Consider the following 14,267-nt stretch of genomic DNA (forward strand, 5'->3'; position numbering starts at 1 on the left):
TTGCTGTAGCATATGCAAAGCGCTGACAGGCTGTATCAGCAAGTACATAAGAGGAGCACATTTAGAATATTAAAGGTTTATAGTCGTTTTGGCGTCGGCATGCCAAGCAATTCAAGAGCTTGATGTAAGGTAATCTTAAGCATTTGTGTGATCCATAGGCGATGGGCAATGCGTTCATCACTCCCTTTCAAGACCGGGCATGTACTGTAGAAATGATTGAACAGTGAAGACAATTCAAACGCATAGTGACAAATCAAGCTAGGCGCCAATTGCAAAGTTGCGTTCTCCAACGTTTCGGGCCAGTATGCCAAATGCCTGAGCAGTTGGTATTCCTGAACTTCCAGCAGGCTGTCTGTGAACTTGGGTTCCATCGTTTGCAGACGGTCATCTTTCTTTGCTTTGTCCAAAATGCTGTTCGCTCTAGCGTAAGCATACAGCAAATAGACCCCTGTGTTCCCCGTCACTTCCGTTGCCTGCTCTAAATCAAATATCACTTCCGTTTGCAGCTGATATTTCAGCAAATAATAACGGATCGCAGCCGCGGCGATGGATCTGCTGGATATTCCTGCTTTCCTTGAGCGTTTGACGTCAATGACCTTCTCCATGCGATCAAGCAAGTGGGAGACTTTAATCCCGACGCCTTGACGGCCAGACATCGCGTAGGAGCTTTTGCCTTCAGAGGTATTCATACCTAGACCAGCGGCTGTATCGGGACTTAAGGAAACGACGCCATAGCTCACATGCTTGAGTTGGCTTGCTTGCTGCCCGTACCCAAGAACTTCAAGCGCGAGCTTTACCATCTCTTGTGGATACTGCTGACGATAATCAATAACATTAATGACCATATCCGCGCGCCCAATGGATTTCTTACTGCCTTGTGCGGCCGTAGACCACAGACGGTCTTCCCATTTTTTATATACAAAATCGTTTTGCAGCAATCCGAATTTCCACAGATGATAAGCGATATCCTTCGCCGTATAAGTAAGGATGCCATTGGAGCGTACGAGCACTTTATCCCCTTGAAATTCCTGAGTGTCTGCCTCGGCTTCTCCCCCGTCTTCCAAGTTTTTCAGCACCCAACAGCCCGCCAATTTCCCCTCTGTCACCTTATGAAACATCTCCGTTTTGCTCAGCAGCTCAAAGGTTGTATCCCAGAATCCTGCGCGAACAATGCTGCTTTCCCAAACCAGTACGTCATAAGAGATCCCAAACTGTTTCATTTCGTCCAGCTGCTCGCGAACGATGCGCTCCGCCACCAATGCACCCATCCACGCGAGGTTCGATGTCCCGCTCTCAATTGCATGAAGGACCACTGAACGCTGCTCGGCCAGCTCGGGCTGGACTTTATAGGCTTGATTCACCTTTGCATAGGTTTCCCAGCAAAAATCCCCGAATCGAGGAAAGTTTCCCTCCGTTTGTGTATGAAGAATACCCACCACCGTATCCGCCAATTGATTCCCAAGGTCATCGATATAGTTATGAACTTCCACGTCATAACCGGCATGCGACAGCATACGCGACAGCGAATCGCCGATACAAGAGTTTCTTAAATGACCAACATGCGCCGCTTTATTAGGGTTGATCGAGGTATGCTCCACCAATACTTTGGTCTTCTTTCTTGGATGCGTCTGCTCATCTGAAGCTCGATAAGCTCCAGATGCCCATGCTTCCAAATTGATATAAAAGTTCAAGAAGCCAGGCGCTACGGCAGTAACTTTGCTGAACAGACCTTGAACAAGCCCATTCTGCTCAATGCGGCTCTGAAGCTCCCCAGCGATTTGCAAGGGAGCTTTTCGCCATATTTTGGCGAGCTGCATGGCGATATTTGAGCTGTAATCCCCATGCTCCGGGTGTGCCGGATGCTCGGTTACAATTTTCAGATAAGCAGGACGTTCGTTCCCGGACTCCTGAAATAAAGCCTCGACATGCTGCTCGATTTCTTCGGTTAAAAGCTGATGAATCATCGAATTTCCCTCCCTAATCACGTAAATAACATGCAAAAAAGCCCTCGTCTCTAAATAAGAGACGAGAGCTGTTCATTCCCGCGGTACCACTCTAAGTGTTAAATCAGCAGATTTAACCCCTCTAACGATAACGGCTTATGCCGGATCTCCCTACTTCCGTTCGGAAGACCATTTCCCAGGTCCGTTTCGCTCCTGACATTCGTACCGGTTCCCACCAATCCCGGCTCGCTGCGACTGTCCGTCAAGAACTACTGTCCTGTTCATCAATGTTACTTATCAAGTTGTGAATTGACTGAATATTACTGCAATATTTATGTGTTGTCAAGAGGCAACTAGCTTCATCATCAAAATACCGATGAACGCCAAGGCAAGTCCGGATTGCTCCATCATTGAAAACTTATCCTTCAAAACAAAACGTGTGTACAACAGAACAATCAGTACATTCAGTGCGACAACGGCGGACACCAATCCTGCTTTGCCATGATCAAAACCATGAAGTATGAAAATCATGCCGACTACATTCGTAATCCCTACGACCATGCCAAAGAGAAACGTCCGGCGCTCCGTCCATCCTGAGGAAGTTGCCGCTTTAGCCTGTTTATTGTCTCCCTGCTTCTGATCTTTCAACCACCAGAGCCCGAAACAGATGGTGCCTGTAGTAAACATACAGAACAACGTCGGAAATAACGGGGCCGCTACCAAAGCCGTCCATTTACCGGATAAGTCATTACCGGCAAAAAGAATTAAAGCCAGCGCCCCCCATCCTGCACCCTGCAAATTTTTCAGTGTAATCTCATTGGAATAACGCACGACTAAAATCCCAATAACGATAATGACGAAGGCCACGAACTGCATCATATTTAATCGTTCATCCCAAATCAAATACGCGACGAACACCACAACGACGGACGGCAAACCGGTAAGTATGGCGACCAGAGACGCTTTTCCTACGGCGAAGCCCTTGAACATGCTGGCATTGGCCCCGAAGGAAAACAGTCCCATTTGAACGCCGATCAGCGCAGATACCGTCCATGTTTGTTGTAAAAGGATGGCGCAAATACCGCTAATCAGCGCCCCCATGAAAAATGTGCCGCATAGCAGCACATTCCGATTTAATGATTGCTGGCTGGTCCAGTGATACAGAATGCCCCGCAGCCCGAAACTGAATGCTGCAAGTACCGAATACATGAGCCACATTCGAACAGCTACCCCTTTCTTTTGCATGCAAAGATCGGGTTATTTTACCACATTAATCTTTATTGGACAACACTTTGCTGCAGCAAAAGCCGTTCAAGAATCGCGTCTCCGTTCGCTGACACCTTCACTTCGGCGAACTTCGCATGCTGTTCGTAATCCCGTCCGGTCCCTTCTGGAATGAAATACGTTTCAATCCCATATTCAATCCTTTCGTAGCCCATTCGGGTGCCATTCAAGCGAACCTCCCCGGGAGCAAGCTCTTCCCCTTTTGTATACACGCGGCGGTACTCATACACGCCTGTCGCCATGTTCGGAGCGAGCACTACGGCTATTTTTCGCTTAGACGTCAAGTCTTCGTTGTTATTATCAAAAATAGGCGGCTCGGAGATCGTGTAGCGCAGGCGTACATAATCCCCTTGAATGAGCGAGCGCGGATCCAACGGTTCAAGCTGGAGTTTAATCAGTTGGCCATGCGACAGCAGCCACTCGCTTTTGCCAATTTGTATGGACATGGCCGCGACTTGCAGCAGCACTAACACCCCAATCACGAACCTGTTGACTGAGAAGCCTGATCTATCTTCCGGCTCTGCCGCTTCTAGCCGGTGTTTCTTTTCATACCAAACGGTAAAGCTCAAAATGAAGATACCGATCAAGGCGAGCGTAACCGATTTGTGCAGCAGCCCCCAGGCCAAATCGTAATATTTGTAAACGAGAAATGCCGTCCAGAAGCCCATAGACCAAGCGAAAATCCAACGGATATGCAATTGTCTGCTGACGACTAAGGCAAGCCCGACAATAAGAAAGAAAAGCGCATTCGTCAAATAATACCAGTAAGATTCGGTCATGAAGGTAAGCGCAAAGAGTGTTAGCAGAAATGAAGGGTAGCTGCTGTACAGCACCGGCTGCCGAACTGCAGCATTTCGAATGACCTGCCCGCACGCAAAGAGGATAAATAATACACTCGCTATCACGGTTAGCACAATAATTCCGCTATTGATCCAATTGAAAAGGATGACTGCGGCAATCAAAACCGCTGCAAGAAAGAAAAAAATGCGATGCACCATCCCGGCAATGTAGATAAAAGCAGCTATAGAAAGCGCAAGAAAAATGAATAAAACCGGCACATTTTCTGAAAATGAGGCAGCTCCCGCCCCAAGCAGTAATCCGCTGATGAGAATGGTGTATCGGACTAAAGCATTCAACTTTTTGGCGAGTACCATCGCTGTAACCATGACAAGCCCGAACCCGATCAACACGTTCGCTGGGTCATCAAAACCTAACACCAATGTGACAATCCCGAGAACTGTCAAGCTGCCTAGCAGTGAGCCGATAATAACGACAGAAACTGTCAAAACACGTACGACCCATTTGGTGAAGTCGTTTTCCGGTTTATCACTTTCGTTTTTAACTGAGTCTGTCTCAGTTGGCGCAGCGACGGGCTGCCACGCCCGAATAAAAGTCATAAACTTCACGTTGGCGCCAATGAACAAAATCACAAATAATAAGCTGGCTATGAAGAATAGCTCGTTATAATAGTGCACGATGAGTTCGATGTATTTAAACGTAATTGTGACGGAAATCCACAAGCCCGAGAACATCAAATAGGCTTTGTTTCTCGTGCGATGTGTGTACCATACAGCTGCTGCAAGCACCGCCACCAAGGGCAGGTTCATGAGAACACCATAGTCTTCAAAAGCGTGCGAATTCGAAACCACGAGCAGAATACCTATGCCTGCTTGAAATGAAATCCATTTTAAAAACGGCGACTTCAACGTCCCGCGCTCCGTCAACACATAGAGGATGCCATTTGCAATGGCCATGCCTAGCCAAATCGCGATTTGAACAACTTCTGACGCCATGTTTCCTTCCCATCTCGGGAAAAAATAAATCCCATATGCCAAATGACCGAGCAGGTAAGAAAGGACGTAAAAGGGCTGCCATCTCGTTAGAATAGCTAAAAGGAATGCCGGAATAAACCAGATAGCGAACAATGTGTAGCTGTCTGCATGCGAGTTATAGGTTTGCCCAATGAGTCCAACCCCTACGCCAAATGAAACGCAACTTGCGAACAGGCTGAGTTTACTTAGAAATTGGCGACCCGATTGACGCGAAAGCCAGACAGACAGCCCATAGAAACCAAGGATGAGCAAAAAGGCAGGTGTAAATTTTTCCCAGCGGTTTAATTTTTCCCAGTTCGTTGCAAAGAAATATACAATGGCGGTTAGAAGGGAGCTGGCTCCCAACACATAGCCCAATTGAATTGTAATCCATTTCGATTTCATGATGCATAACCTCCTCTCGTCTTACTTCTAATTGTACTGGAGTTATATGTTTTGAGAAGTACTATCTATTCCTAGTACCAGATCATTAGCCTACTCCAAAAGAAAAAACCAGCCCGAGGCTGGCATATTGCTTTTGAACGTTTATCATTAGCTAGATAATTTAAAGCTTTTAACTGATTTTTGCAGATCAACAGACATTTCAGACAGTTGGCGGATCGCTGTAGTAATTTCCACAATAGACGCACTCTGCTCCTGCGCAGCAGCGGCTACTTCTTCATACCCGGCAGATTGCTGTTCGGTAATACCGGAAATTTTTTGCATCATGCTGGAAATGATCTCGAAAGACTTCACCGCTCGTTCAAGTGTATCTAATAAATGATCTGTCCGATTGGAAAAAACGGAAATACCATTGAAAATTACCTTGAAATTTTCATACGTATCGTTAATCCAGGTTTGACCCTGTTCTACGGCGTGATTTCCTTGAACGATACTTTGCATGACCAAATGGCTGTCTTTTTGGGTCCCGGAGACGAGTTCGGTGATGGAGCTGGCTGCTTTCGTAGATTGCTCAGCCAGTTTCTTCACTTCGCCGGCAACAACAGCAAAACCTTTTCCTTGCTCGCCAACACGGGCTGCCTCAATCGATGCATTCAGAGCCAGCAGATTCGTCTGCTGAGCGATCTCGGTGATGATATTGATGATCGCACCGATTTCTTTGGAGCGATTCCCCAATTGCAGCGCTGCTTCTTGTGATTGCTTCATCTCGCTTTGTATGACGTTCATCTGATGCAGCGTCTTCTCAACAAGTTGTTGACCGTCAACCGAATGGGCTCCTACCTTATGTGCCATTTCCTGCATCTCTTTGACTTCGCTCGTTACCTCCGTCAGTTCCGTATTAATTTCAACGATGGAAGTGGTACTCTCGGAAATTGAATTTACAACCTCAGCTACCCCGTCATACATGCTATTCATGGAGACGGCAACCATCCCTGCACTCGAGCTTGACTCATCTGCAGATTGATACAATTGCTCACTTGTTTGGGTAAGGATATGCGATGAATTGTACATCTGACGAATCAATGATTCCAAATTCCTCCGCATTTCATTAAATGCCGCTGACAGTTTGCCAATCTCATCGATTCGATTGATCGAGACTTGTTCAGTCAAATAACCGCTAGCTACCTTCTCCGTCATTCGCATCAGCTGAACGACCGGTCTCGTCACACTCCGACTAATGAAGTAGGCGATCAAAGTGCCAATAGCCACAACAATGATCGTTAAGATCAACGTCGACCACAGCAATTTTTGCTTCGTTTGCGGGATAACCGATGCATCCAAATCAATACCGATGATGCCAACGTTTTCGCCATTCTTGTTTCTGAGGGGAGCAAATATAGATTTATGAATGCCGTATTCATCTTTATAAATGTTGCTGATCATCGGTTTATCCTGGGCAATCGCCGCGTTCATTTCTGGAGTAAAAGGATACTCAGTGCCGTAGTCGTCTTCAACCCCAGTTAATATAACGATTTGATCCTTATTTTGCATTCTAGTTAACACATACACATTTTCTAGCGTATCGTGTTTCTTGAACTCCTCGAATTGCTTTTTGATTCTTTCATAGCCCGGATTCTTGGTGTCCATAATTTCCTCAGGACGTTCAGGAATTACGGCTAAAAAATTTGAAACGTTTTGAATATTTGACGTTAGCCGCAGAACAAATTGATCTTCGAGCTTCGATGCTAAACTTTTACTGATCCAATATTCGGAAAAGGAAAAGACGCCGCTTACGACCAGAAGCAGCAAAACAATGCTAAACGTCATTTTAACCGCTAGATGCTCACGGACCCAATTCAATAATTTACTTCTGAAACGTGTCGCCTGTTTTGTCAGTCTTTGCATTTGCGTAGCCACTTGTTGTTACCTCCTGCTTATCGTCGATGCTTCAGCATACTTCTCATAGACCTGTGTTACGATTGACTTCAAATGTTCCACAATTTCTGGGACGTGTTCAACCTGCGTATAGGGGGAAATGATGAATACTTTATTCGCATATAAGGGCGTATAACTTTCATCCTTCGTAGGTACAAGGAGGTGCTTCTTCGTATCGCCAAAAAATATGCGATCACGCTGATTCCCAAGCATTTCGAACAAGACTTCATTGAACTTGTTGTTCCGCTCAATCTCTTTATAGGTGCAGCTTCCCGAAATTTCTTCCTGAAACCGATGACTCCCATCTGGGTAAATCCGAAATAGCGTAATAATTCCGGGGTTGTCCTCATTAACAATCTCAGCCTGAGGAATTTCCGACCGCAGCGCCTCCCGGAAGGCGAGATTGACCTCAACGAATTGTGCCAGAAGCTGCTGGTACCCTTGTACGCCAAAAGCGAGCAGAGCACTATAAATGCTAATGGAGCTAGCCATGCGCGAGCATTCCAACGTGTATCCGGTATGGTACTGACCATAACCCCGATGCCCGACATATGGCGTTTCGTCCGGATGTAGGTCCATAAGCTTCAAATCTGCGGCTTCCTTTAGAAGGAATAGACTTGTCAGATACGGTGTTTGCCCCAGCTTTTGAAAATCGAAGCAAAGCGAGTCGGCCAAATGCAAATGTCTCATCCTGCTATGAATGGCCCTTAAAGCCTCAGCAACCTCATCTTTGAATCCAAGCGGATTGCTGAAGAAGTCATAATCTTGAAAGAACGCAAAGAATCCGCCTAACGCCGAATCTGCATGAATATGTGCTCTCGGCAGCCCAAACTGTGCAGCGACTTGGTTAGATATCGTATAAATCTGCTCCAAATCGTCAATTCCCATTGCATCTGTCGTGCCTGTCGTAGCAACAATATAGATCGGTATTCCGCCTCGCGCGATAACCTCTTCCATCTTGATCTTCAAATCGCCCACATCCATGGAGCTGTCCGATTTCGTACGAACCCGAATTAATTTATCGCTGCCGATCCCCGTCGCTTCCACGGATTTAAACAAGCTGTAATGCGCAGCATCTGAACAAAAGGCATACAAGTTGCCGGGAACGCCTTTTTGCAAAGCCTCCGGAGCAAATTTGGCAATCGCAATGCGAAGTCCGGAAAATACAGCTCCTTGCCCGCCCCACGTCGTATATCCGCCGCTTTTCATTGGGTCATATCCGATTAATTTGGACATCATGCTGATCACTCTAACTTCCGCTTCAGCTCCCGCAGGTCCGTAAACATCCCATAGATTGTTGCCGTTCACCATAAAAGCCGCAATCATGCCCAGGATGCCCGGGATGCTCGCCATTGGCAAAATATTCGTTAGGAAATATTTCGTATGGTACGGATGATCGTGCAGCAGCTTTAGCAGCTCGGTGTTTACTTCCTCCAATGGGATACTGGCAGTCGGAATCTCACTATTTTGAATGAGGTTATTATAAAAGTTCCCTGTCCGGTTTTTTTCTCCCTTAAGATTGACGCCATCCGGATTTTTCAGCACATCGACGCCGGTTAATATTTGTTCAATGAATCGCATCATCATTTGACGCGATTGTGGGTTTCCGTCTTCACTCGGAAATAATTTCTGTATATTTGGCAATCTTCTTTCTTTCATAAATTCCTCTCCTATCGATTGAATCTTTTAAAGCAAACGATGAAAAACTGCAGGAAAAACCCCCTCCTTCGACATAAGTCGACATAAAGCTTACATTTTTATACATTAGTATAGTACAGTAAAATAAATATAACAACACAATTTACCAATTGTTTATATTAAATAGTACTTTTGTTATATAGTTGATTAACCACCCATTAATAACCAATGGTAGAATAATAGGACAAAAAAAGCCTTGTCACAGGTTCCTTATCGGAACCATGACAAAGCTTTTTGGGTATATTCACTTTATGAAATGGTTTGTGCTGCGTCCATACTCCCTTGGGAGTGGAGATACAACTGCTCGTAGTAACCATGAAGCGCAAGTAATTCCGAGTGATTCCCTTCTTCAACGATTTGACCTTGACTCATGACCAGAATGCGATTGGCATGAATAATCGTCGAGATCCGATGGGCAATGACAAGCGTAGTTCTCCCTTCGGCAACGATCTGCAGCGCGGTCTGAATCAACTGCTCAGTTTGGGAGTCCAAATTCGCCGTCGCTTCATCCAGAATCAATATTTTGGGCTGGAATACGATGATCCGTGCGAATGAAATCAACTGTCTCTCGCCCGCGGATAAGCCGCTTCCTCTTTCTGAAATGCGCGTCTCGTACCCATCCTTCAGCCTTGTAATCAAACTGTCCGCTCCAACCAATTGACAGGCTTTGATGACATCCTCCGGCGCAATGGTTTCATCAAACATACGCACATTATCGAGAATGCTTCCAGCATATAAATAAGGCTCCTGCTGGACCAATCCAACCATCCGGTGTAAATTAGCCTGCGGGATATCCCGAATGTCAGTACCATCAATCCGGATGCTTCCTTCCTGCACATCGTAGAAGCGGCAGAGCAAGGATATTAGCGAGCTTTTGCCGGCACCTGTCGTACCTACTATCCCGATCATCTCACCAGGCTCTATGAGCAGCTCAAGATCTTCAAGAACAGCAATATCTTTTAAATAACCAAACTTCACATGGTTAAAGTGAATCTCTCCCTTTACCGCAGTGAGCGGGATCTCTTTCACTTGCTCTTTATCCTTCACTTCCGGCTGCGTGGCGAAAATGTTCCATATCCGATTCATTGACACTGTCGTAGATTGGAGTGTATTCCACTGCTGGGTGATATTATTAATCGGTTGAAAAAACTGTCGAATATACGTAATAAACGCATAGAGGACTCCGAACTCGATCGTTTTATCGAAAACGGCCATGCCTCCGATCCACGTAATGAATGCAACCGATAAATTCCCCAAAATATCGAAGGAGCGGTTAAATAATACGTTCGTTCGGATTTCCCGCAAATTTGCTTGGAAGTAGCTTAAATTGCGATCCGTGAAACGTTTCATTTGTTCATTTTCTTGGTGGAAAGCTTGAATGAGATGCATACCGGATAAATTTTCAGCCACAAATGCGACCATTTGGGACAGCCGTGTCCTGGAAAGCTGGTACGTTTTGCGCATATATCTGCGAAAGCTTATAGCAATAAGTGCGATGATCGGTATTACAATCATGCTGTACATCGTTAGGGTAGGATCCAGGTGATACATCAGCACGATGATAAAAATTAATGTCATCCCGTCGCGCATGAGACTTAACAGAACTTGTGTGAAAAACTGATTCAGTGTCTCCGTATCGCTGGATACATGCGTAATCAGACTGCCGCTCGGCGTTTTGTCATAATAGGACATCGACTGTTTGAAAATGTGCTGGAACAAATCCTTGCGGATTTTGGCCACAATGCTTTGGCCTGCAAACTGCAGCAAGTTGTTCTGCAAGTAGCTGAAAAATAAAGAGCTCACCGAAAGTCCTACATAGAACAGGCAAATCAGCAGCAACGCGTGATAATCATTTTTCCCGATCATCAAATTATCATCTATCGCGATCTTCACGAGATAAGGTTGAAACAAATCTGCGGCAATGCCCAGTAATGCACATAGCAATACAGCTGCAAATGTAAACTTGTGCGGTTTGGCATAGACGGATAAGGCCCTGAAGGACGTTTTTGTCGCTTGCTGTTCCTTATTGCTGCTCTCTTTACTCCGCGACATCGTGGCTGCCCCCTTCCTGTATCGCATGAAGCTCTGCATACAAGCCTTCCTGCGCAATAAGTTCTTGATGTGTGCCGCGCTGTACGATTCGCCCTTCGTGAAGCACAATGATCTCGTCCGTATGCTTTAACGCCGAAATCCGATGTGCGATCCAGATGGTCGTTTTGTTGGATCGTTCCTTTCGAATCGTGTCGATAATATGCTTCTCCGTCACTGAATCTACAGCGCTTACACTATCGTCAAGGATCATGAGCGGCGAATCCTTAATAATGCCTCTGGCCAGACTTGTTCGTTGGCGTTGACCGCCTGATAAGGTAACCCCTCGTTCCCCCAGCTTCGTTTCGAACTTTTCGGGAAAGGACGTGATACTGTTCAGAATCTGCGCATTCTTGGCAGCGCGCTCTACCTGCTCAATCGGCAGTTCCCTTTTATAGAAAGCGATGTTGTCTCGAATGGTTGTGGAGAACAAGAATCCCTCTTGCGGCACATAAGCGATTTGATTGCGCAAGCTTTCTAAAGTGACATCCCGAATGTCCGTGTCGCCGATCCAAACGGTTCCTTCAGGAGGATCATAAATTCTCAGCATCAGCTTAACGAGCGTCGACTTGCCGCTTCCTGTTTTGCCGATAATGCCTATGGATTTACCCGGTTCAATCGTCAATGAGATATCATGGAGCACCTCATCCTCATCGTCCGGATAGGCAAAGGACAAGTGCTCAATCCGAATGCCCTCTTGATCAAGATGAGAAGGCTGGGCCAGTTCCGATTGCACAATTTCAGATTTCAAATTAAGCAGTTCATTGATGCGCTCAAGCGACGCTTTGGAACGCTGCATGGCATTGATCACGCGGCCGATCTGTTGAAGCGGGTTGACCATCATTCTTATGTACAGCGTTAATTCAACAAAATTTCCGATCGTAATCCGCCCTTGAATCGTCAAATAGCCCCCAAATGCAATCGCGATAATCAGCGATATTGCGCCCAGAAACGGAATAAGTGCTTCAAATAGGGACGAAAGACGTACCAATCTTAACTGATTGTCGCGAATCCGATCCACCGTGGCGCCGAATCTGCCCATCATGATCGGTTCTACCGCGAACTTTTTCGCTACTCGGATGCCGCCGAATTGCTCCTCGGCTGACTCGGTCATTTTGCCTAATGCTTCTTGTACCTGCAGGGAACGATTTTTAATAACAGGTTGAAATTTCACGGTCAGAACGGGAATGATCAATAATGGCAAGATACAGACGAGAATTAAATACAGCGGAATTGAACTGAACAGCATGGTAAGCACGACAGCAATAATTAAAATCGCCGAGTTCGTAATTTGGTTAATCCCCATCGAAATGGACTCCCGAATAACGGTCACATCGTTCATGACATAGCTCAGCAGCTTGCCGACACCGTTTTTGGAGTAAAAAGTAGCCCCTAGTTGTGTGAAATGATCAAACAAACGGTTTCTTGCTACGAACTCGAAGCGTCTGCCGCTCCGCATAATCAAATACTGGCCGATCGCCGTCAAAACACCGAAAGTAACACCGATTAACAAGAGCTTCAAGCTGTATCCGACAATTAAATCTTTGCTCAAGCCCCCTTGCTGAAGATGATCGGTAAATTCGCCCAGAAGCTTCGGGTAGTACGAATGAACGATATTTCCCACGGAGATTGACAATACTGCTGCGATGTACAACGGCCATTTCAGTTTTAGGAAATCAATTAATAACCTTGTTGACTTCAAACGACATCACTTCCTAGTACTTGTTGTCTGGAATATTTAGTATTCCGAAGGAACTTTTGGACCTTGCCATGTATCCCCCTACAGTATACGCCTATTCAAAGCCACTTCCTATATCAGATATTGACGTTATAATAGAGAAGTCATCTAATTTCCACATATGTTGCCTGGGAGGATAAATCGCATGGACTTTATACTGGATCGCATTGAAAATAAAATCGAGTTTTTTCAAGCCTATGACTTAAAAACGCTCGAGAAGCACATTAACGAACAGATTGATAATAATAAAGCGCTTATGCTGGGCGTCTACGCCATTCAGCATCACACCACTTTTGATCCGAACGCAGGTAAAATGCTTTACAGCGCCGTCGTCCATTTTAAAGCGTAAAAACAGATAAACAATAAAAATGACCTCCCATCCTATCGATGAGAGAGTCATTTTTTGCATTATAAGCCCAGCATGAACTGGAGCGTTTTATCGTTAAAGCCAGGCAAGCCTTCATGACCGAAATCCGGATACAGCTCGTAGCTTTTCGGTGATTTGATTTTGTTATAAGCGGCAAATTGCGTAGAAGGCGGGCATACCGTATCGGCTAAGCCTACAGCCATCATGACTTCCCCTTCGATCCGCCCCGCTAGATTTTGGATATCAATGTAGCCCAGCTTGGTGAAAACTTCTTCTTCACGCTTATGCTGCGGATCATGACGGCGGAAAAAGTCCTTCAACTCTTGGTAAGCGTCCTTCGCCAAATCCATCTCCCATACACGCTTATAGTCGCTAAGAAAAGGATACACGGGCGCTAAACGCTTAATGCGTGGCTCCAGTGCAGCACATGCAATCGTCAAAGCGCCGCCTTGCGAGCCTCCCATGGCTCCTACGCGCGCTGGATCTACTTCCGGCATGCTCATAGCAATGCCCGCGAGTTGGGCTGTATCCAGGAAAATATCCCTGAATAGCAATTGATCCGGATGATCATCGAGTCCGCGGACGATATGACCTCTGAGTGTAGTCCCTTTCATGCCCCCTACATCTTCAGATAAGCCGCCCTGACCACGGCAATCCATTGAGAAGAACGAGTAGCCTAAGGCTGCATATTGAACTTTATCTGACCAGTCGCCGGAATTACCGGAATAACCATGGAATTGAACAATCGCTGGATGAGGTTCGGATGATTGCTTAGGACGAATATATTTGGCATAGATTCGGGCGCCTTTAACGCCGGTAAAATAGAGATCGAAGCATTCCGCAAAAGGAACTTGAAACTCGCTTGAGCGCAGTTCGATTTGCGGATCAACAGCTTTCATTTCAGCGATGGCCCGCTCCCAATACGCATCGAAATCTTCTGGGCGGGGATTGCGTCCCTCATAGGAAAGTAACTTGTCCAACGGCATATCCACTAATGGCAT

At 45.9% G+C, this 14,267-nt stretch carries 9 protein-coding genes and 1 other annotated feature; of the genes, 1 reads left to right on the forward strand and 8 read right to left on the reverse strand.

Annotated features, from left to right (window positions below; genetic code table 11):
• Positions 1 to 77: 77 nt before the first annotated feature.
• The 7 genes from J2Z65_RS06690 to J2Z65_RS06720 all read right to left on the reverse strand — a co-directional run bounded on the left by J2Z65_RS06690 (position 78) and on the right by J2Z65_RS06720 (position 12,863).
• Positions 78 to 1,964 carry an arginine--tRNA ligase gene (locus J2Z65_RS06690; protein ID WP_167053451.1) on the reverse strand — a complete coding sequence of 629 codons (1,887 nt, stop codon included), beginning with the start codon at positions 1,962 to 1,964 and terminating at the stop codon, positions 78 to 80.
• Positions 1,965 to 2,018: 54 nt separating this feature from the next.
• Positions 2,019 to 2,237: a binding site (T-box leader), on the reverse strand.
• Positions 2,238 to 2,285: 48 nt separating this feature from the next.
• On the reverse strand, positions 2,286 to 3,161 hold the full coding sequence (locus J2Z65_RS06695) for an EamA family transporter (RefSeq protein ID WP_167053449.1): 876 nt from the start codon (positions 3,159 to 3,161) through the stop codon (positions 2,286 to 2,288).
• A gap of 59 nt (positions 3,162 to 3,220) precedes the next feature.
• Positions 3,221 to 5,443, reverse strand: a complete 2,223-nt coding sequence (locus tag J2Z65_RS06700; RefSeq protein WP_167053447.1) for a GDYXXLXY domain-containing protein — start codon at positions 5,441 to 5,443, stop codon at positions 3,221 to 3,223.
• 147 nt (positions 5,444 to 5,590) lie between these two features.
• Positions 5,591 to 7,357 carry a methyl-accepting chemotaxis protein gene (locus tag J2Z65_RS35170; protein ID WP_167053445.1) on the reverse strand — a complete coding sequence of 589 codons (1,767 nt, stop codon included), beginning with the start codon at positions 7,355 to 7,357 and terminating at the stop codon, positions 5,591 to 5,593.
• Positions 7,358 to 7,363: 6 nt separating this feature from the next.
• Positions 7,364 to 9,034: a pyridoxal phosphate-dependent decarboxylase family protein gene (locus J2Z65_RS06710; protein WP_167053443.1), complete on the reverse strand. Its 1,671-nt coding sequence runs from the start codon at positions 9,032 to 9,034 to the stop codon at positions 7,364 to 7,366.
• A 288-nt stretch (positions 9,035 to 9,322) separates the two neighbouring features.
• Positions 9,323 to 11,125, reverse strand: coding sequence for an ABC transporter ATP-binding protein (locus J2Z65_RS06715; protein WP_167053441.1), 1,803 nt, complete (start codon positions 11,123 to 11,125; stop codon positions 9,323 to 9,325).
• Positions 11,112 to 12,863: an ABC transporter ATP-binding protein gene (locus J2Z65_RS06720; protein WP_167053439.1), complete on the reverse strand. Its 1,752-nt coding sequence runs from the start codon at positions 12,861 to 12,863 to the stop codon at positions 11,112 to 11,114. The genes J2Z65_RS06715 and J2Z65_RS06720 overlap by 14 nt, the downstream gene beginning before the upstream one ends.
• A 181-nt stretch (positions 12,864 to 13,044) precedes the next feature.
• Between J2Z65_RS06720 and J2Z65_RS06725 the strand changes: the two genes are divergently transcribed.
• Positions 13,045 to 13,248, forward strand: coding sequence for a YrzA family protein (locus J2Z65_RS06725; RefSeq protein WP_167053437.1), 204 nt, complete (start codon positions 13,045 to 13,047; stop codon positions 13,246 to 13,248).
• A 59-nt stretch (positions 13,249 to 13,307) separates the two neighbouring features.
• Here the strand turns inward: J2Z65_RS06725 and J2Z65_RS06730 are convergent, their stop codons facing one another.
• Positions 13,308 to 14,267 carry an acetylxylan esterase gene (locus J2Z65_RS06730; RefSeq protein ID WP_167053435.1) on the reverse strand — a complete coding sequence of 320 codons (960 nt, stop codon included), beginning with the start codon at positions 14,265 to 14,267 and terminating at the stop codon, positions 13,308 to 13,310.

Source organism: Paenibacillus aceris (genome assembly GCF_017874035.1).
GTDB classification, from domain to species: domain Bacteria; phylum Bacillota; class Bacilli; order Paenibacillales; family NBRC-103111; genus Paenibacillus_E; species Paenibacillus_E aceris.

Bases quoted from the DNA above. Each gene is read 5' to 3' on its own strand.
- J2Z65_RS06715 (WP_167053441.1), bottom strand. From the start codon at position 11,125: ATGTCGCGGAGTAAAGAGAGCAGCAATAAGGAACAGCAAGCGACAAAA.
- J2Z65_RS06725 (WP_167053437.1), top strand. From the start codon at position 13,045: ATGGACTTTATACTGGATCGCATTGAAAATAAAATCGAGTTTTTTCAA.
- J2Z65_RS06710 (WP_167053443.1), bottom strand. From the start codon at position 9,034: ATGAAAGAAAGAAGATTGCCAAATATACAGAAATTATTTCCGAGTGAA.
- J2Z65_RS06700 (WP_167053447.1), bottom strand. From the start codon at position 5,443: ATGAAATCGAAATGGATTACAATTCAATTGGGCTATGTGTTGGGAGCC.
- J2Z65_RS06730 (WP_167053435.1), bottom strand. From the start codon at position 14,267: ATGCCATTAGTGGATATGCCGTTGGACAAGTTACTTTCCTATGAGGGA.
- J2Z65_RS06695 (WP_167053449.1), bottom strand. From the start codon at position 3,161: ATGTGGCTCATGTATTCGGTACTTGCAGCATTCAGTTTCGGGCTGCGG.
- J2Z65_RS06690 (WP_167053451.1), bottom strand. From the start codon at position 1,964: ATGATTCATCAGCTTTTAACCGAAGAAATCGAGCAGCATGTCGAGGCT.